Annotated in this window: 21 protein-coding genes and 1 pseudogene; 9 read left to right on the forward strand and 13 right to left on the reverse strand. The window is 34.0% G+C overall.

The genetic code is table 11. The features are described 5' to 3' along the window. Window positions 1–127: pseudogene (locus FLS47_RS13815) on the forward strand (transposase); the annotation flags it as partial. Between the two features lie 156 nt (window positions 128–283). Here FLS47_RS13815 and FLS47_RS13820 read toward each other — a convergent pair. Further along, window positions 284–904, reverse strand: coding sequence for an LURP-one-related/scramblase family protein (locus tag FLS47_RS13820; RefSeq protein WP_394349532.1), 621 nt, complete (start codon window positions 902–904; stop codon window positions 284–286). 52 nt (window positions 905–956) lie between these two features. Further along, complete coding sequence (locus tag FLS47_RS13825) at window positions 957–1,487, reverse strand: DUF962 domain-containing protein (protein ID WP_149914948.1); 531 nt, start codon at window positions 1,485–1,487, stop codon at window positions 957–959. 426 nt (window positions 1,488–1,913) lie between these two features. On the opposite strand from FLS47_RS13825, the gene FLS47_RS13830 reads away from it, so the two are divergent. Further along, window positions 1,914–2,471, forward strand: coding sequence for a LuxR C-terminal-related transcriptional regulator (locus FLS47_RS13830; protein ID WP_188347438.1), 558 nt, complete (start codon window positions 1,914–1,916; stop codon window positions 2,469–2,471). Window positions 2,472–2,545: 74 nt separating this feature from the next. Here the strand turns inward: FLS47_RS13830 and FLS47_RS13835 are convergent, their stop codons facing one another. Next, complete coding sequence (locus FLS47_RS13835) at window positions 2,546–2,827, reverse strand: GNAT family N-acetyltransferase (protein ID WP_149914950.1); 282 nt, start codon at window positions 2,825–2,827, stop codon at window positions 2,546–2,548. 132 nt (window positions 2,828–2,959) lie between these two features. On the opposite strand from FLS47_RS13835, the gene FLS47_RS13840 reads away from it, so the two are divergent. From FLS47_RS13840 to FLS47_RS13865, 6 genes are all read left to right on the forward strand, one after another. After that, window positions 2,960–4,282: a BamA/TamA family outer membrane protein gene (locus tag FLS47_RS13840; protein WP_149914951.1), complete on the forward strand. Its 1,323-nt coding sequence runs from the start codon at window positions 2,960–2,962 to the stop codon at window positions 4,280–4,282. 14 nt (window positions 4,283–4,296) lie between these two features. Next, a complete protein-coding gene (locus tag FLS47_RS13845; protein ID WP_149914952.1) occupies window positions 4,297–6,372 on the forward strand; it encodes a TonB-dependent receptor in 2,076 nt (691 codons plus the stop codon). Window positions 6,373–6,446: 74 nt separating this feature from the next. Then, complete coding sequence (locus FLS47_RS13850; protein WP_149914953.1) at window positions 6,447–7,232, forward strand: N-formylglutamate amidohydrolase; 786 nt, start codon at window positions 6,447–6,449, stop codon at window positions 7,230–7,232. Between the two features lie 5 nt (window positions 7,233–7,237). Beyond that, the gene (locus FLS47_RS13855; protein ID WP_223225292.1) at window positions 7,238–9,064 is read left to right on the forward strand and encodes a flavohemoglobin expression-modulating QEGLA motif protein; all 1,827 of its coding nucleotides are present in this window, start codon (window positions 7,238–7,240) and stop codon (window positions 9,062–9,064) included. A gap of 4 nt (window positions 9,065–9,068) precedes the next feature. Next, window positions 9,069–10,076, forward strand: coding sequence for an ATP-grasp domain-containing protein (locus tag FLS47_RS13860; RefSeq protein ID WP_149914954.1), 1,008 nt, complete (start codon window positions 9,069–9,071; stop codon window positions 10,074–10,076). Window positions 10,077–10,130: 54 nt separating this feature from the next. Next, a complete protein-coding gene (locus FLS47_RS13865; protein ID WP_149914955.1) occupies window positions 10,131–10,967 on the forward strand; it encodes an MBL fold metallo-hydrolase in 837 nt (278 codons plus the stop codon). A 25-nt stretch (window positions 10,968–10,992) separates the two neighbouring features. Here FLS47_RS13865 and FLS47_RS13870 read toward each other — a convergent pair whose 3' ends face one another. The 5 genes from FLS47_RS13870 to FLS47_RS13890 form a co-directional block, all read right to left on the reverse strand. After that, entirely contained in the window at window positions 10,993–12,060 is a 1,068-nt protein-coding gene (locus FLS47_RS13870) for a serine hydrolase domain-containing protein (protein WP_188347439.1), read from the reverse strand. 25 nt (window positions 12,061–12,085) lie between these two features. Beyond that, window positions 12,086–12,520: an FKBP-type peptidyl-prolyl cis-trans isomerase gene (locus FLS47_RS13875; RefSeq protein ID WP_149914957.1), complete on the reverse strand. Its 435-nt coding sequence runs from the start codon at window positions 12,518–12,520 to the stop codon at window positions 12,086–12,088. 67 nt (window positions 12,521–12,587) lie between these two features. Continuing rightward, window positions 12,588–12,947 carry a YkvA family protein gene (locus tag FLS47_RS13880; protein WP_149914958.1) on the reverse strand — a complete coding sequence of 120 codons (360 nt, stop codon included), beginning with the start codon at window positions 12,945–12,947 and terminating at the stop codon, window positions 12,588–12,590. Between the two features lie 51 nt (window positions 12,948–12,998). Next, window positions 12,999–14,000, reverse strand: a complete 1,002-nt coding sequence (locus tag FLS47_RS13885; protein ID WP_149914959.1) for a tetratricopeptide repeat protein — start codon at window positions 13,998–14,000, stop codon at window positions 12,999–13,001. An 11-nt stretch (window positions 14,001–14,011) separates the two neighbouring features. Then, window positions 14,012–14,761 carry a C40 family peptidase gene (locus FLS47_RS13890; protein WP_149914960.1) on the reverse strand — a complete coding sequence of 250 codons (750 nt, stop codon included), beginning with the start codon at window positions 14,759–14,761 and terminating at the stop codon, window positions 14,012–14,014. Between the two features lie 85 nt (window positions 14,762–14,846). Between FLS47_RS13890 and FLS47_RS13895 the strand changes: the two genes are divergently transcribed. Then, complete coding sequence (locus FLS47_RS13895) at window positions 14,847–15,308, forward strand: universal stress protein (protein ID WP_149914961.1); 462 nt, start codon at window positions 14,847–14,849, stop codon at window positions 15,306–15,308. On the opposite strand, the gene FLS47_RS13900 is transcribed toward FLS47_RS13895, so the two are convergent. The 5 genes from FLS47_RS13900 to FLS47_RS13920 form a co-directional block, all read right to left on the reverse strand. After that, complete coding sequence (locus FLS47_RS13900) at window positions 15,305–16,483, reverse strand: RsmB/NOP family class I SAM-dependent RNA methyltransferase (RefSeq protein WP_149914962.1); 1,179 nt, start codon at window positions 16,481–16,483, stop codon at window positions 15,305–15,307. The genes FLS47_RS13895 and FLS47_RS13900 overlap by 4 nt on opposite strands. Before the next feature lie 6 nt (window positions 16,484–16,489). Then, window positions 16,490–17,788, reverse strand: a complete 1,299-nt coding sequence (locus tag FLS47_RS13905) for an ABC transporter substrate-binding protein (RefSeq protein ID WP_149914963.1) — start codon at window positions 17,786–17,788, stop codon at window positions 16,490–16,492. After that, entirely contained in the window at window positions 17,745–19,295 is a 1,551-nt protein-coding gene (guaA, locus tag FLS47_RS13910; RefSeq protein WP_149914964.1) for a glutamine-hydrolyzing GMP synthase, read from the reverse strand. Before guaA ends, FLS47_RS13905 begins: the two co-directional genes overlap by 44 nt. Window positions 19,296–19,369: 74 nt before the next feature. Next, entirely contained in the window at window positions 19,370–20,173 is an 804-nt protein-coding gene (locus FLS47_RS13915; RefSeq protein ID WP_149914965.1) for a S1/P1 nuclease, read from the reverse strand. Between the two features lie 7 nt (window positions 20,174–20,180). Continuing rightward, a complete protein-coding gene (locus FLS47_RS13920; RefSeq protein ID WP_149914966.1) occupies window positions 20,181–20,642 on the reverse strand; it encodes a DUF4268 domain-containing protein in 462 nt (153 codons plus the stop codon). Between the last annotated feature and the right edge of the window lie 209 nt (window positions 20,643–20,851).

Consider the following 20,851-nt stretch of genomic DNA (forward strand, 5'->3'; position numbering starts at 1 on the left):
ACCACACAGGTCATTCTTATTTAAACATTTTTGGAAAGAACATACTTTCTGGTCTGATGGTTATTTTGTTTGTTCAATAGGTGAAGCATCTCCTGATACTATTCGTGAGTATATTCTCAATCAGGGTGAGTCACTTACATCCCACAGGCTAAACACCTGTGGGTTTTACGCTCCGTTTTATAAAATTATCGGTGCTACATCTTATTATGAGCATAATCCTCAAGAAAAAAGCATTGCTATTGGCTACACGTTTTTAGCGAATGTAATCGATAAAAAAGAGTATTTAACCTCTTCGGCGCTCCACTAAAACCATTAAAGCCAAACTTAGAACAAATCTTTCTTCGTTGAAATCGCTTGTAGTTAATTTTTCTACTGTAAATTTTCTTCCAAAAAATGAAGGTTCTTTTCTGATTTCAAACAATGCTTCTCCCTCTGTTGTTAACAGAATATAAGAAGGATTAAATACATAGCCTGATAGCATTCCAATTATTGGAATTTCACCAAAAATTCCATCCCACATTTTGACAAAAGCATTTTTTTCTTGAATAGTATGATCATGGTTATCATTTTCATCCATCAATTTAAATGTAGATTTCCAAAGTGATCGAATACTTTTTCTTTTTACAGAACCAACAACATTTCCATTGGAGTTTGTTATTGTAAAAGTCTGCTGAAAATCAATAAGTCTATTCGATTTAATTTCATACAGCAGTTCATTTTTAGAAGAATCGCTATATACTTTCATTTGATCTCTCCACGTCAAAATCTTTTCGCGCACATAGAAAAGTGTATTTCCAAAGGCATCCTTCGCTTCAAAATCATTTGATAATGTACCAATCTTAAATTTAAAACTTAGTGGATAATTATATGCTGTCATGGTTACTGTTGTATTTTTAAAAAATATAAAAAATCCCGAACAGTATTGTGTTCAGGATTAATATTTTAAGAGATAACTTTTAATACTTGAATTTTAATTTGTCGAAGACTTTTGACCACAACCATATTGGACCTATTGTGATTAAGCTCCAAAAATCCTTACCTGTTACAGATTTTTCCTTTTTAGCGTAAACCCATAAGCCAAGCAATCCTACAATTGCAATAATGGAACAAATCAAAATAACAGTTGGTCCACCATCACGTTCTACATACTCCAATTGTACGATAAAAAAGCTCATGATTGCAATAGAAAATAATGCCGCATACGATAAAGTAGGTGCTAATTTCAAGTAAAAATAAATGATAATAGCAATATAAAATGACCCCCAATTTAAAAAAGTCTGTGCGTTCATTTTCTTAAGAAATTCCAATTGTGGAAATGGAATCATCCATACTAGCCCCATTACACCAAAAAAAGCAAGTGTAAGAAAAAAAGCATACAGAGATTTATTTCCCTGAAAGGTATTATCTAAATTTTTGAATTGAATATCTACTTCTCGCTGTATATTGTTGTCATCTTTATTTTCTTTTTTCTTTGCTATTTTTTTCATAAAGCAAATCTAAACATTATTGCAAAATTAATAGTATGCATTTTTTTACAAAGCATTTTTATAATCCCTGCAACTAATAACTTAAATAGTTTAAGCTACAAGTTAGCCATCCTAAAAACAAAAAACTAAATCTTAAATATTTTATTTTAACAAAATTCAAATAACAACAAAGAAACCGATTATCCCATTATGATATTTATTACAAAGCAATAAAATTTTACAATAAAAATAATAAAAAGCACTATTTATAGGTATATTTGGCTTACCAAACAACTACCCTATAATATGTCTATTGAAATTAAAAATGAAAAATGGAAAGATCTCTTCTATAAACAAAGTTCTAAAACAACTATAGAAGAAGAGAACAAATCATTAGTCGACAGTTACTATTTTATTTTTGACTGCCACACAAATTATATATCATTTATGAATACAGCATTTCATACCATCACTGGTTATAATGCATCCACGTTCACGGTCGAAGATTTGATTGAAATTATTCATCCTGAGGATAAAAATTATTTTTTCGAATGCGAAGAGAAAGATTTGTTATTTAAAAATAAATTGAGATTCAATGAGCATTTCAATTACTTATATTCTTATACGTACAGGATAAAAACTATTGGGGGATATTATATTACAATTAAACAAACTTGCCAGGCATTAGAAGTTAATAATAAAGGTGATTTAACAAAAACACTCGTAATACATCAGCGCATAAATGAGTATGTAGATAAGCCGATAAATGACCATAGAATTTACGATAAAACTAGAAATATTTTTCTCGATACAGAGAATTGCTATAAGCTAACTAAAAGGGAGTTTGAAATATTGAGATTAGTTCAAGATGGTCTCAACAGTACAGAAATCGCAAATAAACTTTGTACTAGTAAATATACGGTAGATACGCATCGTAAAAATATTCTTAACAAAACGAATTCAAACAACTTTATCGATTTGATAAGAAAACTTTCACAAGCATAAATAAGCCGTATAAATAAAAAGAGTTCTTGAAATTTCTTTCAAGAACTCTACTAATCCCAAATTACATAAAAAATTTATCCTAGCACATCCCGAATATCGATATCTTTATCGAACATCGTTTTGGCAAATGGACATAACGGAACTATCTTAATATTATGTTCTCGTGCGAAATCCACCGCTTTAGATAAAAGAATTTTCCCTATTCCTTTTCCTTTCTGATTTTCATCAACCTCGGTGTGATCTATTATTATTTTATCAGATCCTGCTTTTGAATAGGTTATTTCACCTATTTTTTTTCCTTCTTCTATTGCCGTAAATGATCCTTTGTGACCGATTTCTTCTTGTTTTATTACCATAGCTCTAATTATCCGTTATCATATACAACAATAATCACTTTATAATTGTTTTATTTATACACTTAATAGTGATTTACAAAGGATTCTACTATTTTTGTCGATTAGTATCTATACAATCAGCGCTTACATCCAATGACATTGAAACTTCACCGCAATAAATTAAACTCACTAATTTTAACTCTTATAATTGGTTTATCTACCGCCAAGGCTCAAATGATAGAGAATAATCCACCATTAGATACATTGAAAAATATAAACTTAATGGTTATAGATTCGCTACAAATCCCTGATACTCTTTACGATGTTGTAGATTTATTTAAAGATATAAATCCTATACGCAATAAAAGTAAAGAAAATTTTTCAAAAAAACGTTCACCAATTTCATATTTACCAAATATAAATTATAATCCAAGTATAGGATTTCAAATCGGTGTAAAAGCTGTAGGCGGTGTTTATTTTGGAGATAAGAAAAACACGAGTATGTCTGTTTTTGCTACAGCCTTGAATTATACCACGCAAGGAATAATAGTTGGCTACTTATTTCATGACACTTATACACGAGAAAATAATTGGAACCTTAAAGGAAGTTTGCATATAGCGAAGATGGTTGGACTAGATTATGGTCTCGGAATGGGAGTACCGATAGAGAATCCTACGTATGAAGAGATTGTATTGACTAATCCCGAAAGGACACGATATGTCAACAATTACACAGTATACGGATTTAGCGAACGGATTTACAGACAATTATCTGATAATCTTTTCCTTGGCACAGGAGTTTACTTCGATTTGAAAAGAAATATTCGGACAATAGGTGGTTCAGAAAATAATCCACTCGACACATATAGTGAAAAATATGGCTACAATCCAGAAATGAATAACAATAATGGATTGATGGTGAACTTGCAATATATGACTCGTGATAATCCAAATAGTGCATATAAAGGTATCTATACGGATGTAGTGCTCCGTGCCAATCAAACATGGTTAGGAAGTTCACAAGAAGGATTTCAGTTGTTAACTGATTTTAGAAAATATTGGCAATTGTCACAAAGAAGATCAAATCACGTATTGGCATTTTGGTATTATGGATCTTATAATGTGGGTGGAGACTTAGGGTATTTGGATTTGCCCGGCACAGGAAAAGATCCCTATGCAAGATCTGGACGCGGTTATACCAATGGTTACTTCAAAGGTAAATCCTATGCTTATGGCGAATTGGAATATAGATTTCCCATACTGCGTAATCAATTCTTATGCGGTGTTGTATTTGGAAATCTTCAAACAATAGACGACAAAATCGGCAGCAAGCTGTTCAGACAATGGCAACCTGCGGGTGGTGTAGGACTGCGTGTATTATTCAATAAACTGACGCGAACCAACTTATGTATCGATTATGCATTCGGTAAATTTGGACAAAAAGGTTTATTTTTAGGACTTAACGAAGCTTTCTAATTTAAAATTTATTTATGAAATATTGTTTAATAAGTATTTTACTTACTTCTTCACACTTATTATTTGCCCAGACAGATACATTAAATAATGAAAATATTGAATTGCAACCCGTAGAAGTCAAACAATATTTCAGCAAGCAAACAATCTTACAATTATCAAATAGCGCACATACTATTTCTAGATCAGTATTGCAATCACAAAGCCCTGTAGCTCTAACTTCCGCAATAAACACCGTTGCAGGGATTCGAATGGAAGAGCGATCACCAGGTTCATACCGTATAGGAATGCGAGGTAGCTTAGTACGTTCACCTTTTGGTATTCGAAATACAAAGATTTATATAGACGAATTGCCGTTGACGGATGCTGGAGGTAATACTTACTTGAATTTATTGGACCCCAATTCCCTTTATGCGATACATATTATTAAAGGACCGGATGGATCCTTATTTGGCGCCAATTCTGGTGGAGTAATACGTATAAATCCTTACGGCTATTCCAATTCTAATAACACAGTGGATTTACAATTATCTGCTGGATCATTTGGTTTATTCCAACAAAATTTAGGTATTAATCAGAAAGTAAGTGATAAATATAATCTGGCATTCAATCAATCTTATTTGACTTCGAAAGGTTATAGAGATCATTCCGCTTTCAAACGGAAAACTTTTCAAACAGCCCAACAATACCAATATAATTCTAAAGGAGCATTAAAGCTATTTGCTTTGTACACAGATTTGGATTACCAAACACCAGGCGGTCTAACGCTGAAACAATACGAAGAAAACCCAAAAGCTGCAAGGCCAGCAGCTGGACCAAATCCGAGTGCTGAAGAACAGCAAGCAACGATTTATAATAAAACCTTTTACGGTGGAATTAGCCACGATTATCAAATCACAAATAAGCTTTCACATTTTGTCGGTATTTTTGGATCGCACACTGATTTTGAAAATCCATTCATTACCAATTACGAATTTCGTACAGAGAAAAATTTAGGCGCACGTACTTTCCTATCATATCAAGACAGTGACAAATCCATACCATTGCAATTCCAAATTGGTTTAGAAGCTCAAAATGGTTGGAACAAGATTGATAATTTTGACAATAATAAAGGTATTGCTGGCGATCCGCAAGTGAATGATGTCCTTGATAATCAACAATTAAATATCTTCTCCCGTGCACAAATTGATCTCACAAAAAATTGGATGATTGAAGGATCACTAGGATGGAATAAAAATAGCATTACATATGAAACTCTCTATCCTACAGAGAATATTACTAAGGGTGATATAGCGTTTAAAGACGTCTGGATGCCGCGTATGGCAACTTCATATCAGCTTGCCAACACAATGGCAATTCGTGCCTCAATTTCAAAAGGCTACTCTACTCCTACCTTGGCAGAAGTTCGATCATCAGATAATACCATAAATACAAATTTATTAGCAGAAAGTGGTGTTAATTATGAATTAGGCTACAAAGTTCAAGGCAAAAACAAACGCTGGCTTTTGGATTTAAGTATATATCAATACAATATGGATAACGGTATTATTCGCAATCTTAATGATGCAGGAGTAGAATTTTATGCGAATGCTGGCGAAATGAAACAAAAAGGTGCTGAATTATCGTTTTGGTCGTATTATGAACTAAATACTTCTATCGTAAAATCAATTCAATTTAATATTGCATCGGCATATAACCATTATCGATTCGGTAATTACATAAATGGTACGACAAACTTTTGTGGAAATAAAATAACTTCTGTGCCTGATTGGACGCTTTCAAACTCACTTTTCTTGGTGTTTCCTAAACAATTTCAATTAAATATTTACAACAACCATACATCTACAATACCGCTTGATGATGCAAATACATTCTTTTCGGATGCGTATGATTTGGTTCAAGCAAAATTAAATTGGAGTACACGCCTACCTAATCTTAATTCTAGATTTACATTTTTCATCGGAATTGATAATCTTTTGAATCAAAAATATAGTTTAGGCAATGATATCAATGCTTTCGGCGGAAGATTCTATAACGCTGCTGCTACACGCAATTATTACACGGGTCTAAAAATTTCATTTGAAAACAATTAATTAACTTTAGTGTACAATCTCTAAAACCTTTTTCGCAAACGTTTGTTCATTATATAAATCAACTTACGTGCACAATGTCTTTAGAAATTCTATATCAAATTAAAAATGAGGATAGCCCTTTTTGGGTATTTGCTATCCACGAAGGTCATCAAATCAGTGAAGAGTTAAAACCTTATATTCGCCTTTCGGACGCGCAAAGACTTCGGGAAGAAGATCCCTTTACTGCAAAAATCGGCGACCTAGCTGTAAACCAATTTATCGTTCACACCTCTAGATTTCAGCTGGATCTAAATCGTGATGTAGAAAATTCGGTTTATCTACACCCTGAACAAGCTTGGGGTTTAAATGTTTTTCGTTCAAACCTTCCTTCAAATTATTTGTTAGAACTATATAGACAACATCAATCTATCTATTATACAATTGAAAGACATATTTCGACTACAATTAAAAAATACGGTTACTTCGTTATTTTGGATATTCACAGTTACAATGCCAAGAGAGAAAGTAGCAATCAAATCGTAGACAAAGAGGCGAATCCACAAATCAATCTTGGAACATATTACAACCAAGACAAGTGGCGGGATTTTATCGATGAATTTGTAGCAGCAATACAGAAACTACACTTGAATAATGAAGATATTGATGTAAGAGAAAACGTGAAATTTAAAGGTGGAAATCTCGCACAACATATTATAAATCAATATGGCGAATTAGGTTGTGTACTATCTATAGAATTTCGAAAGGATTTTATGGATGAGTGGACAGGAGAACCCTATCTCGATAAGATTGCGCTGAATAATCAACTTTTAAAGAACGTTTTACAGTCTATGAATTTATATCTACAGAAAATTCAAGTATAGTATTAGTGGAAGAAAAGTTATTGAAACATATTAAATCATGTATACACAATAGAGAATCTTTTCATGAGCAGATTCCTAATGTAGGCAAAGTAGTATTCAATAAAGTCGTTCCCTATTTTTTCTTATACCGTACAGTTGGTTCTGTTGCTAAACAGCGTATGATTTCTGATTTAGCTAAATCGCAATTATCAAGTATTATTTTCAAATATGATGATGAAAATGTCGACAATTGGATCAAAGAAATTGCACAAGAATTAAAATCAGAATTCGGGAGTTGTTTAATCATTGAAATTTGGACTGACAATGACAAAGAAGATGATATTTCGATTCATATCGCCCAGAAAGTTGCTTTACCTCTAGCAGAATACATTCATAAAAACATAAGAACAGAAGCGCCGGATTTACGTTCTTCTATTGTAAAACAACGCAAGACACCGCATAATCCAGATTACAAACCACTATTTTCACTTAATAAACTTCAAGAAGATAATATATACCTGCTTGGTATAAGCACCAAAAATACATTTATTAATACTGCAGGAAGTATTCTGCCCTTATTAGAAAGACACTTCAGAGAATCGATGAGCAAAGCGCTTTCCAGAACTTTCTTTGAATACCTAAGGCTTTATACAAATTTGAATCCTGCTAAGTTCAAATTAAATGTACACAAGGAAATTACATCAAATATTTTTGAAATTGATAAAGCTTTATTGGCAGAAAGTCAGCGATTTGATTTTTTGATGCTAGTTACGCCTACCAATGTGCAAGAAGCATGGCAAACTTTTAAAAACTCGCGGTACGCAAAGAATCCAGTATTTCAATATCGGCCCATGCCTATAGATCCCGATTTGGTAAAACGCAATCTCTACAACCTTCCGATTGAAGATATCTATGACCCAAATATCGCTTATTTATTTCGTGACAAAAGACGAGAATTGGATGAAATGATGAGTATGTTGGCAGATCGCAATACACCCGATTTCGTACATGGAAGTCTACAAGTTTTTGGAAATGTAAGCGACAAGCTGATGCATGTGGCAGAAGCCATCATTACAGTTATCGACAATAATAAAACAAATACGCCGAAAGGTGAAGAAAAATTAAATGCGCAACAATTTGCACAATTAGCTATACAAGAAATTGAGTATTTAAAATTACAATATCCTGAACTAAATACGACTGTGCGTGTTCGTAATGACGTATCAGGTGTGATGGTAAATCGTGGGGTACTAAATATCAGTTCAAATTATAAAGTTTCGAAGGAAAGAGCGGAAGCATTGATTCAGCATGAGGTTGGTACGCATATCGGCACCTACTTCAATGGTAAATCTCAACTACTGCAATTGTTTAGTCAAGGCGTACCAGGTTATGAAAAACTACAAGAAGGTTTAGCTGTATTTGCTGAATACATGGTTGATGGTCTAAACAATGAACGTTTAAGAATCTTAGCTGCACGTGTGATATGTGTTCGACACATGTTGATGGGTAATTCTTTTATAGATACGTTTTCCATGCTTGTCGAGCAATATGATTTTGTAGATGAAATTGCCTTCTTGATTACAATGCGCGTATATAGAGGTGGTGGTTTGACCAAAGATGCAGTATATCTACAAGGGCTGATAGAACTTTTAGAATACATAAGAGCAGGAAACGATATTAACATTTTGACTATTGGTAAAATTCGAAAAGATTATATCCCAATTATACAGGATTTAATTCAGAGAGGATACTTACGATCACCAGCAATTATTCCTCGCTATTTATCCGATGTATATTCATCACGTTTGGAACTAATAAGGAAAGAAGGGTCCATATTTAAACTTATAAAATAATTATATGAAAATCGCATTTTTAATTAATCAGACACACAAAGAGGAAGCATATTTCACTACTACTTGGATGGCTTTGCATGCCTTGAGGCGTGGACATATAATTATGTATATTGGGTTGTCCGATTTTGTATACGTTGATGATACACATATCGATGCACATGTTCGACAAATCCATCCCGAAGTAACTGTTTTGGATAACGAAGATCTGTTGGAAAAATTAAAAAAACAGCAGAAAGAACGTATTTCTATGTTGGACGTAGACGTATTATGGTTGCGCTTTGATCCGGTGATGGATATGCTTAATAGACCTTGGGCTCCAGCAATGGGGCTGCAATTCGCTCAATTGTTGAAGAAATTAGGTCGATTCGTTATCAATGATCCTGATGAGTTGATTCAAGCGAGCAACAAACTTTACTTGGAAAACTTTCCAAGAGAAATTCGACCAAAAACTGTTGTAACACGTAATTATGGAGATATTTTGGATTTTATGAATATCCAAAATGATAAAATTATTTTAAAACCACTCAAAGGCTCTGGTGGCAAAAATGTCTTTATGATTAGTCCTAATGAATTGCATAACTTAAAACAAACCGTGGAAGTCATTGCCCGTGATGGTTACGTCATAGGTCAGGAATATTTGCCCGAAGCAACAAAAGGTGATATGCGTTTTTTCTTACTAGATGGTGAACCAATTGTGATAAATGGAAAATATGCAGCTTTGCAACGTGTACAACCTGAAGGTGAAATTCGAAGCAATATTCACCAAGGCGCTAAAGCTGAGGTAGCCAACGTCACTGAGGATACATTAGCACTAGTCAAGAAAGTTTCTGCTAAACTGCGATCGGATGGTATGTATCTAGTCGGTTTGGATATTGTAGGTGATAAAATTATGGAGATTAATGTATTCAGTCCAGGTGCGTTGAGTGCTGCTAGTAGTTTGAATGAAGTGGATTATATAGCCTATTTGATACAAGATTTAGAAGAAAAGGCAAAAAACTATTACGCAAAGTAATAGCTCAATATTAATTTTAATACCTTTGAAATAGTACTACAGCTAAAATCTACAATGAATTTATATACTATTGATACAGGTTTCTTTAAACTAGATGGTGGCGCAATGTTTGGCGTTGTTCCTAAGTCCTTATGGCAGCGCACCAATCCAGCGGATGAAAATAATCTTTGTACTTGGGCAAATCGGCTTTTATTGATTGAAGATGGAAAGAAATTGACACTTGTTGATACAGCATTGGGTGATAAGCAAGATGCCAAATTCTTTGGGCACTATTTCATTCATGGAGATGATTCACTGGATAAATCATTAGCAAAATTTGGATTTCATAGGGATGATATTACAGATGTGTTTTTGACGCACTTGCACTTTGACCATTGCGGTGGTGCAATAAAACTAGAAGGCGATAAATTTGTCCCTGCATTTCGAAATGCGAAATTCTGGAGTAACCAAAAACATTGGGATTGGGCAACGGTTAATCCTAATCCAAGAGAAAAAGCATCTTTTTTGAAAGAAAACATTTCGCCTATTCAAGAATCTGGTCAATTGATTTTTATTACTGAAGATCAAAATTATGATACCAATATTAGTGTACGATACGCTCACGGACATACAGAGGCAATGATGTTGCCTCAAATCGAGTACAAAGGAAAAACTATTCTGTATATGGCGGATTTATTGCCGTCTGTAGGACATATTCCGCTCCCCTATGTGATGAGTTATGATGTACGTCCGCTGGTCACGATGGAAGAACGAAAATCGTATTGGCAGGAAGCTGTAGATAAGGAATATATCTTATTCTTCGAACATGATCCTGTAAATGAATGCTGTACTTTGCAACAAACAGAAAAAGGTATTCGTGTCAAAGACACCTTCAAATTATCAGAAATATAATAAAGGAAGGCAAATTTGCCTTCCTTTATTCATTGCTATAAACTTTATTTAACCAAACAAATAAAGATTTATTTAAGTTTGGAATAGCAATATTTTTACATTTCATTACTTCATCAAAAATATCGGAAATTAGCAAATCATCACGATTTGTAAATAATGAAATTCCATAATTGCGTTGCGGTTGGAAAATAAAAATATTGTGAAAACCTGTGCTTTCGCCCGAATGGAATAATGTTAAAATGTTTTCAGCACTTGTTGTGAAAAATAAGCCTAAACTGTAATAAACGTCATCTTTCACCAATATTTTATACTTATCTAAATCATGGAAAAACTGAGGCGTGAAATGCGAATTGCTTTTGTCCATCCATTTTGCATAATCAAGAGCTGAAATATAAACTCCACCATCGCCTCTAGTAGATGATGTAATGCTTTGATCTGCAAATTGGAAGTCGGATTGATTTGGCTTGTAACCAAAAGCTCTATCTCCAAAAGTTTCTGGAGCAGATATTTGAGCTGATGTCATATTTAGCGTATCGAAAATGCGCTTTTTAACAAATTCTTCATAGCTCTCATTTGTAATACGTTCCACAATTAACGACAGTAAACAATACGCTGTATTGCTATATCTAAATTGTGAACCAGATTCAAAATGTACAGAATCCAAATCTTGAATTAAATGTAGTACATCATTATCTGTCAATTGCTGTTTTTGTTCTTTCGGAATTACATTTTCATAATCAACTAATCCCGAACTGTGATTTAAAAGATGTTTAATTTTCACCGAATAAGCTTTTTGTGGAAGTTCGGGTAAAATATCTTTTAATGGTGTTTCAAAATCTACTTTTCCATCTTGAATGAGTAAATAAACAGCCATCGCGGTAAATTGCTTGCTGACTGAAGCCATTCTAAATCTTGTTTCTTGGCTAATCGCAATATTCTGTTCGAGATAAGCAAGTCCTGTAGCTGTAATTTCTACTTCCGAATTATTCTTAATCAACAGAATTCCGCCTGGAGATTGCTTATTTGGATAAAATCTGTTCAATATGTTATTAGATTCTTGTCCGAATACAATTGTACATATAATTATACTCAAAATAGTTTGGATAAATTTTAGCATCTTACAAAATTGAGATTAATTCCATTTCGAAAATAAGTGTACAATTTCCGCCACTTGTTGGAGTCAATGCCTCAAATCCATATGCTAAATTAGGCGGGACATACAAAATCCATTTGCTCCCGACAGGCATTAATGTCAAAGCCTTTTGCCAACCTTTTATAAGTTCATGTACGAAGAATGCTTCAGGACGTTTTCTCTTATAAGAACTATCAAAAACTTCTTCGTTCAAAAGTTTTCCTTTATAATGGCACAAAACTTTATCCTTTTTATTTGGAATCTTTCCAGTTCCTTCTTGTACAATTTCATATTGTAATCCAGAAGGCAAAACAATTACTTGTTCTCTTTCACCGTTTTCTTTAAGAAACTGTTCTCCTTCAAGTAAATTTTTGGCTGCAAGATCTTTAATTTTTTTAAGGTAGCTATTTGATTTAGACATAAAGTAAAAATAAAACAAAAAGCCGTATAGTTAATATACGGCTTGCCAAATTAAGAAGTATTTATCTTCAAAATTGCGTATTAAATTCTTTATAACGCCTTAATTCTTCTGAAAGTTTGCTCAATGCATAACCTACAATAGTAACATCATCCAACCAACCCAATACTGGAATTAAATCTGGAATAGCATCAATAGGCGACACAACATAAATAATAGTAGCGAAAATAACGGAAGCGTTCCAGGTGTTGACCTTAAATCTGCCAGCCATAATATCCTTGGCCATACTCACCAACACTTTGAAATCACTCATCTTATCATCCAAGTGAATTGCCTTTACATCCGCCTTGTTCAAATCGTCTGTAGTCAATTTATGTGCTTTGTACGCACCGAACAACTTAAACGCTTTCTCTAAATAAGTTTGTTTCATTTACCAAATTATTTTTGTCTTGGACTTACTAATTAATCAATAGTTTAATTCTTAATCTTCCTTCTCCAACTCTTCGAATTTTGCGTAATCTGCTTCAGCGCCTGCGTTATCACCAATCTTTTCTAATATGACACCACGGTAATGGTATAAATCTGAATAAAAAGGATTTAAACGAATAGCTTCAGTATAATCTGCAATTGCTTTTTCCCAATTTTCGGTTTTCTCGTAAACATCTGCACGCAATACATACGGGTAAAAATCTTCTGAATTGGATTGTATAATAGCGGAATAATCTACTATTGCTTTGTCAAACTCTTCTAATTGCTCAAATAGCTGTGCCCGTTCTTCTAAAACAGAACTATTTCGCTGATCTAATTCTAAGGCAGCATTAAAATCTTGCAATGCATTATCAAACTCTTTTATAGCTGCATACAACTTAGCACGATATAAAAAAGCATCAACAAAGGGTTGAGTCTCAATGACTACGTCCAGATCTGCTAGTGCCTTATCGTATTGTAAAACATACATATAAACTGCAGCTCTGGAAATAAGAATTTTCACATCATTATTCAGCACAAAAGCTTTGGAATAGTCAGCGATTGCATCTGCATAATTAAAGTGCTGGACTTGCAACATTGCACGATTAATTAGTAGTTGTGGATTTTCGGGTTCTACATTAATTGCTTGATTTAATTCAACCAATTCATCTGCTTCTAACATTTCACCTTGATTTTCTAACCATTCAAAATAATGATGGTAATTGAAATCCATGCGTTTTGCAACTTGATAATCGTAATAAGAACTTTCATCATCTGCATTGAAACTATGAACAATAGAACGACAAGCGTAAAAAAATGGCTGTTCGGGATATAAAGTTATCGCTTTTGTATATGTTGTAATAGCTTCTTCATATTTTTCACTTAATACCAAGTCATAAGCCTCTTTGGCGATTTTCAGCGCATCATTTTCCGCTAAAGCATCATTAATCGACGCACTGAAAGGAAATAATTGAGAACTAGCTAAATTATAATAGTTATTTGCTTGTAAAATCATTGAATAAAAGTTTAAAAATAACGCTTAACAATACGTAGGTTGTGTGTGTAACGGTTCAATTCTGCATTAAAAATACCTTGACTATCTATCTTGTCGATACGTACCCGACCAGATGCATGAATGATAGTTTCATTATCTATCATCACTCCCACATGTGTAATTTTGCCTGATTCATTGTCAAAAAATGCCAAATCACCCAATTTAATTTCTGTCAAGAAATCAACTGTAGTGCCACTTTCAGCTTGTTGGTATGCATCTCTTAAGATTGATATACCAAAATGCTTGTAAACCACTTGACTAAACCCCGAACAGTCAATACCATATATAGACCTGCCTCCCCACATGTAAGGAGCATTACTATAGTGTTGAATAAGTTTCGGAAATTCAGCGTTGAAATCGGTTAGATTGGTTTCACGCAATGTCCCTTCAATATGGTATTGTTCTTCACCAATAGTAATGGTATTTCCTGTGACAGATGTCCCATGCAGCAAATGAACTATTTTAGATTTAGAAACTGCTTTAGCACCTTGCAAATCGACTATTAAACCTTTTTCCACACCAGCTAAAATAACTGGAGCATACTGATGGTTTTGAATCCATCCTTGATACTTCGTTTCAGTCATTCTTACGCGCGTGAAATCAATTCCTTCTTCTAAGATTTCAAAAGTCTCCCCAAAAAGAACTTGCGAAACAATTTCACTGCGATGTGAAGATTCTGCTCTTAAAGGTACTATACTGAGGTTGCAAGCTGATATACTCATAAGCGTTTATTGTTTAAAACATTAATACCTTTTTGTTTGTTTTTAGAATACTAAGATACTTTTAAATCAACTAAAATTCATTGCTATGAAAAAATTTCGTCGAATTCTGTTAGCCGTTGATGATTCACCATGTACAGAAAAAATTGTGAGTTATGCCAAAGAAATTATTTCACATGAAGAGATTTCTTTAGCTTTACTTACAGTCGTACCACCGACCAGTCCTGCTACTTATGGAGCTGATCCATTACTCGGTCAGCAACCTATAATTGTTCCTGAAATCACAGAAATTCAACAAAATACAGCTGAACAATATGTTGCTAAAATTGCAGCGGAATTTTCTTCCAATTATGAGGTGTTCACCTTTACACGCATTGGAAATATAAAAGAGGAAATCTTATTATTAGCAGACGAATGGTCAGCTGATCTCATCATAATGGGTTCCAATGGTCGCACAGGCTTTGATCATTTTATTTCTGGAAGTGTATCGGAATCTGTAATTCGAAAAGCAATTTGTCCTGTATTAGTTGTTCCTATTAATTGCAGTTAGCGTGTCCGAATCAATCGAGCCGCAAACATACTATCTGCTTTGTATTCATAGCCTTTGATCAATTCCATTTTTTCGATTTTAAAACCGAATTGTTCAACTAAATATTGAACAACATGCTCATTTTCTTCCGCATAGACTGAGCATGTCATGTAAACTAAAGGTTTGCCTATTTTTAGGTGTTTGATGACATTAGAAGCTATTGTTTTCTGCAACGAAGAAAACTGTTGTAATTTTTGCTTTGTCATTTGCTGAATCATTTCTGGCGTTCGTCCCCATGTTCCAGAACCAGTACATGGAACATCTAAAATTAGCCCATCAAACTCTTCATTACCCAAAATTTCAGTAGTATCTGCAGTTAGATCCAGAATTTTCTGACGTCTAGGCGACCTTACTTCAGCCTTATCAAAACGATCATTTAAATTTCGCAAAATAGAAAGACGTATATCCGACACTAGCAAATTTAAATTGGGGTATTTGTCTAATAGCATCAATGCTTTACCGCCTGAAGCCGCGCACGCATCCCACCAATTTTCCTTTGCCGCTGCTTCTATAAAATCAATTGTTTTCTGCGAAGACAAATCCTGGACTTCAAACTTTCCTTCCAATTTTGGAAAATCTTGAAGTCTAAATCCATTTGGAAGTGATAATGTTTTCGAGCTAAAAGCTGTATAAGCAATATCGTGCTGATCTAATGTAGATTTCACAAAATCTTCCTGTCCACGCTTAATACGTATAAATAGATCTGGCTGTACAAAATGACTATGCAGAAAACTTTTCTTATCAATACTTTCGGAAAGATTCTCCAAAAGAGGAAATATTTGGTTGCTATCGAAAGAAACTTTTGATTCAAGCAGTTGAATTTTCTGAATCAACGGATTTGAAATTTCTACAGCTAATTCAGGGAAGTTTAAACTTACTAGAGGCGAGTCCGATTCACATAGGAATTCAGCATAACATAGTCTATCCAAAAGATTTTGCTCTTTTAGTGCATTACCCAACCTAAAGTAATTGTAAATAAAACGAGAGGTCATCTTTCTATCAGATGACCCCATTTGTTTATTTTCTTTAAAAAATCGTGTAAGATAGCGAGACAAAGGCTCATTGTGTGCATATCCGCTTAATGCTTTTTCAAAACTGCGAACATGTTGTGCTACACGTTTTTCATTTATTGCCATAAAATTTTATTGTAACTGGAATGAACCGTTAAGGTATTCTTTGTAAGAAACAGCCTCATTAGTAAATCCCCATTTTTCGTTATAATCGAACTTATACGTATTAAATAGGCCAGTATATGGTTCTTTCGTCAAATTAGACTTCAGATTATCAACGCCATATTTATTAATCAATGAACCAAAATAAACTGCAACGTCATAACCTTTGTAAGACTGATCCGAAGGATATATGCCGAACTTAGCCTTATAAGTGTCTCTAAAATTACGCGTAGTTGAAGTCCAAGATTTCAAATTACTTTCTGTCGTGATCACAGGACGCAGACTGTAAAAATTGGTATGAATACTAAAGTCGAATCTATCCCAAAGCGGATGTCCGTATAATTTGATAGAATTATATTCTTCAGAATTTTTCTTCGAAAGATTACTAATCAGGTTATTAAGCTGTGTTTTATCTGTCGTACCACTCACCACCAAATTTGTACCTGTAGTTGACAAATTTTCATTTAATTGCGCTAATGTAGAAACAGAGATAATTTTAACATTTTCTTTGTTTTCCTTGATAGACGCAAGCATACCATTCAAAAATTGTCTACTGTCGTTATCTGAAGTATTATAAATAATAATTATATCACCAGTTATATAATCTTTGGCAACGCGTTTTGCTAGGCCATTTGTGTGTGATTTAATTGAAGGAGTAATTGTCACCAAATTATTTAGGCCAAATTCCGAAGCAGGCGAAGCTGCCAATGGACTAATAATTAGTTTCTCTTTATCTGGAAGACTATTACCAAATGCCTTGATCTCAATTGGGTAAATAGGTCCTACTATTATTCCAGAATTACTTATGTCTTCAGATGTAGCTAAAGTTGAGTTGTAATACGCATTATCCTTAGAATCAACAACTTTTAGATTAAAAGAATCGGACTTTTTTGCTAACTCATTTAATCCTAACTGAAATCCTTGATAAAAGTCTAGTGCTAAAGCAGATCTTTTAACATCATTCTCTTGTACACCCTCAGCCCCGATATGATCCAGTTGAAAAGGTAATAATAAAGAAATATTACGTTGAGCTGCGTCTTTTTTATCTCTCGCGGTAGCTTCCTTTTCAGCAGCTTTTTCTTCTGCTTTTTTGGCCTCTTCAGCTGCGCTGGTACTGACTTGCCCCGGATTGCTCGGAGCGCGCAAAACACCACTTTTAGGTGCACACGCGGATACACCTAAAAGTAATGAAACTGCATATATTAAATAAGATTTCTTCAATTTATTATTCCCACTCAATTGTTGCTGGTGGTTTTGAACTGATGTCATACACGACTCTGTTGATTCCTTTAACATGATTTATTATTTCATTTGAAATCTTAGCTAATAACTCATACGGTAAATGAATCCAATCTGCTGTCATTCCATCCAATGACCCAACGGCTCTCAACGCTACGACGTGCTCGTATGTACGTTCATCGCCCATTACACCCACAGATTGTACGGGCAAAAAGATTGTTCCAGCTTGCCATACTTTATCGTACCAACCAGATTCCTTAAGATTACGAATATAAATGTCATCAGCTTCCTGCAAAATTCGTACCTTTTCCTCTGAAATATCTCCTAAAATTCGAATTCCTAAACCAGGGCCTGGGAATGGATGTCTATTTAGGATATTTGGATCAACATTTAAAGTTCTACCTACACGACGTACTTCATCTTTGAATAATGTTTTCAAAGGCTCAATAACCTTCAATTTCATGTAATCAGGAAGACCGCCTACATTATGGTGAGATTTGATTGTTGCGGATGGACCTTTAACAGAAATTGATTCAATAATATCAGGATAGATAGTACCTTGACCCAACCATTTTGCCTCCGCTCCTTCTGGTAAGTCTTTTTGAATATCTTTAGAAGCTTGATCAAATACATCAATGAAAGCTCCACCTATTATTTTACGTTTTGCCTCTGGTTCTTTTACTCCAGCCAATTTGCTAAAAAATAAGTCTTTTGCATTTACGCCCTTGATATTAAGACCCATATTTTTATACGAATCCAATACTTGTTCGTACTCATTTTTACGCAAAAGTCCGTGATCTACAAAGAAACAGTGAAGTCTATCTCCAATGGCATGGTGTAATAATACCGCAGCTACAGTCGAGTCAACACCTCCTGATAAAGCCATGATTACATGGTCAGTACTTAGATCTTGCTTAAGTTGTGCTACAGTAGTTTCAACGAAAGATTCTGAAGTCCAATCTTGAGAACAACCACAGATATCAACTACGAAATTTTTGATCAAGATCTGACCATCAGTACTATGCGTTACCTCTGGGTGAAATTGAATACCATAAGTCTTTGTACCTTCTATTTGATAAGCAGCTACACGTACTTTGTCTGTACTTGATATTACCTTAAAATTTGCAGGAACTTCTTTGATTGTATCACCATGTGACATCCATACCTGTGATTGTGCAGGAACGCCTTTCAATAATTCATTCGAATCATCTACAAATTGTAAGTTTGCTCTACCGTATTCACGAATTTCGGATGGCAATACTTCACCGCCCGATTGTTGTGCCAAATATTGAGCACCGTAACAAACACCCAGTAAAGGGAAACGTGCTTGGATAGATTTAAAATCAATTTGAGGAGCGTCTTCTTGACGAACCGAATACGGACTTCCAGAGAAAATAACGCCTTTTACGTTATCATCAAACTCAGGAACTTTATTAAAAGGATGAATCTCACAATATACATTTAGTTCTCTTACACGACGAGCAATTAGCTGCGTATATTGCGAACCAAAATCAAGGATAATAATTTTTTCAGACATAGTGCAAAGGTACAATTTAGATATTAATATTAGGAAGTCAATTTTTACTAATTCAAGCGGAAAATAAACCTATATTATCCGTAAATTTCATTCAATTCATTTGCCAAACGAATACCTGCTTTCAATAATGCTTCCTCCATTATATACTTGTAATCGTAGATATACGTATAACTCAGGTTTGCATTTAATTCTACATCTGCATAAATCTTATTTGCTAACTGATGCGTTTCGTACAAAGCTTGTTCAAATGAAACGTTATATTTTTTATAGTAATGCTTTTCATGAATATCCAACACAGAAGCATATTCTGTATAGCTATACTGCTCATTTTCTACTAAGTCAGAATCCCACACACGGTGAATATTCGTTTTTCGACCAAAAAACATTACTTCAATCTTATTTCCGCCCAAATCTGCTGCTCTACCTACGTGCATCGGCTGATGCGCGTCAGCAAAAAGATGTAAAATAAAGTATAGATTTTGTTGCTGCTGTGCTAAAGACAAATCTTTCTTTTCGATTGTCTCTTTTTTCACATTCAAATAAGCTTTATATAAATTGTTGTCTGGAGACTGTTGTAATTCTGCATGGAATTGATCGTAAGTCAAATTTGCGGAAGTATTTACAAAATGCCAGGAACCCGTCTTCTTGAAAGCTTCACTTGTATCCGATTTGATAAAATCAGCCCAATTAGACCAATAAGCGATATGCTGATTTCCAATAACTTTTTGGATATTCTTTTTAGCTTTTTTGCTCAAGTGTCTTTCTGCTACTTCTGCAATCACACGATGCCCCGTCATTCCCCAAGCTTGCACCTTTTGGATTTGACTACACATCATACAACTCACTAACAAAACGATTGCACTTAACTTGTTTTTCATATTTGTATTATTTAAAAATGTCGAATGAATATTTTGCCATAGACCAGAATTCGTCCAAAGCGATTATACGTGGTTTGAAAAAGCTAATTAGCTCTGGCCATTGTATTTTATTAAAAATTGAAGCTTTAACCAATGAAGTAGAAATGCGAGTTGTTTTTTTACCATACTCATCGTAATATTCTGGGTCCCACTCCCATTCTTCATCTACAATGCCTTTGAAAACCTGTTGCAACTCTTTGAATTGTTCAAATATAAGCAGACGTATACTATCGTCTGGATGCGAAATTTCGATATAAATGCTTGCTGTCTTATTGGTAGCATCCATGCGAAAGTGTAGATGTTTAATTCCAGTTTTATAATTTACCCAATTCACCTTATCGCCATCAGCAGAAGGTACCGCTGACATATATTGACCAAATGTCGTCCAAAATGATTCTTTTAGATTTCTTGCTTCTTCTTTTGAATACAAAACTTAAAATTTTTACAAAATTAAATAATTGGTTAAACTTTTGCAGTCACTATTTTGTTAAACTTAAAAGGATAATTCATGGATCACAGCTGTCCTAAATAAATTTAGGGTGTAAAAAAATCTGCCCTCTTCTATTAATTAGGAAAGCTTTTTGTGAAAAATCAAATTATATCCTCACTATTTTCTTTAGAAGAGTTTATACTGTCCAA

It is taken from the genome of Sphingobacterium cavernae (genome assembly GCF_008520265.1).
Lineage (GTDB): Bacteria > Bacteroidota > Bacteroidia > Sphingobacteriales > Sphingobacteriaceae > Sphingobacterium > Sphingobacterium cavernae.

Coding starts and splice junctions, on each gene's coding strand:
- FLS47_RS13875 (WP_149914957.1), bottom strand. CDS start 12,520: ATGTCTAAATCAAATAGCTACCTTAAAAAAATTAAAGATCTTGCAGCC.
- FLS47_RS13915 (WP_149914965.1), bottom strand. CDS start 20,173: ATGAAAAACAAGTTAAGTGCAATCGTTTTGTTAGTGAGTTGTATGATG.
- FLS47_RS13850 (WP_149914953.1), top strand. CDS start 6,447: ATGTCTTTAGAAATTCTATATCAAATTAAAAATGAGGATAGCCCTTTT.
- FLS47_RS13885 (WP_149914959.1), bottom strand. CDS start 14,000: ATGATTTTACAAGCAAATAACTATTATAATTTAGCTAGTTCTCAATTA.
- FLS47_RS13835 (WP_149914950.1), bottom strand. CDS start 2,827: ATGGTAATAAAACAAGAAGAAATCGGTCACAAAGGATCATTTACGGCA.
- guaA (WP_149914964.1), bottom strand. CDS start 19,295: ATGTCTGAAAAAATTATTATCCTTGATTTTGGTTCGCAATATACGCAG.
- FLS47_RS13830 (WP_188347438.1), top strand. CDS start 1,914: ATGAATACAGCATTTCATACCATCACTGGTTATAATGCATCCACGTTC.
- FLS47_RS13890 (WP_149914960.1), bottom strand. CDS start 14,761: ATGAGTATATCAGCTTGCAACCTCAGTATAGTACCTTTAAGAGCAGAA.
- FLS47_RS13840 (WP_149914951.1), top strand. CDS start 2,960: ATGACATTGAAACTTCACCGCAATAAATTAAACTCACTAATTTTAACT.
- FLS47_RS13905 (WP_149914963.1), bottom strand. CDS start 17,788: ATGACATCAGTTCAAAACCACCAGCAACAATTGAGTGGGAATAATAAA.
- FLS47_RS13825 (WP_149914948.1), bottom strand. CDS start 1,487: ATGAAAAAAATAGCAAAGAAAAAAGAAAATAAAGATGACAACAATATA.
- FLS47_RS13860 (WP_149914954.1), top strand. CDS start 9,069: ATGAAAATCGCATTTTTAATTAATCAGACACACAAAGAGGAAGCATAT.
- FLS47_RS13895 (WP_149914961.1), top strand. CDS start 14,847: ATGAAAAAATTTCGTCGAATTCTGTTAGCCGTTGATGATTCACCATGT.
- FLS47_RS13865 (WP_149914955.1), top strand. CDS start 10,131: ATGAATTTATATACTATTGATACAGGTTTCTTTAAACTAGATGGTGGC.
- FLS47_RS13845 (WP_149914952.1), top strand. CDS start 4,297: ATGAAATATTGTTTAATAAGTATTTTACTTACTTCTTCACACTTATTA.
- FLS47_RS13900 (WP_149914962.1), bottom strand. CDS start 16,483: ATGGCAATAAATGAAAAACGTGTAGCACAACATGTTCGCAGTTTTGAA.
- FLS47_RS13880 (WP_149914958.1), bottom strand. CDS start 12,947: ATGAAACAAACTTATTTAGAGAAAGCGTTTAAGTTGTTCGGTGCGTAC.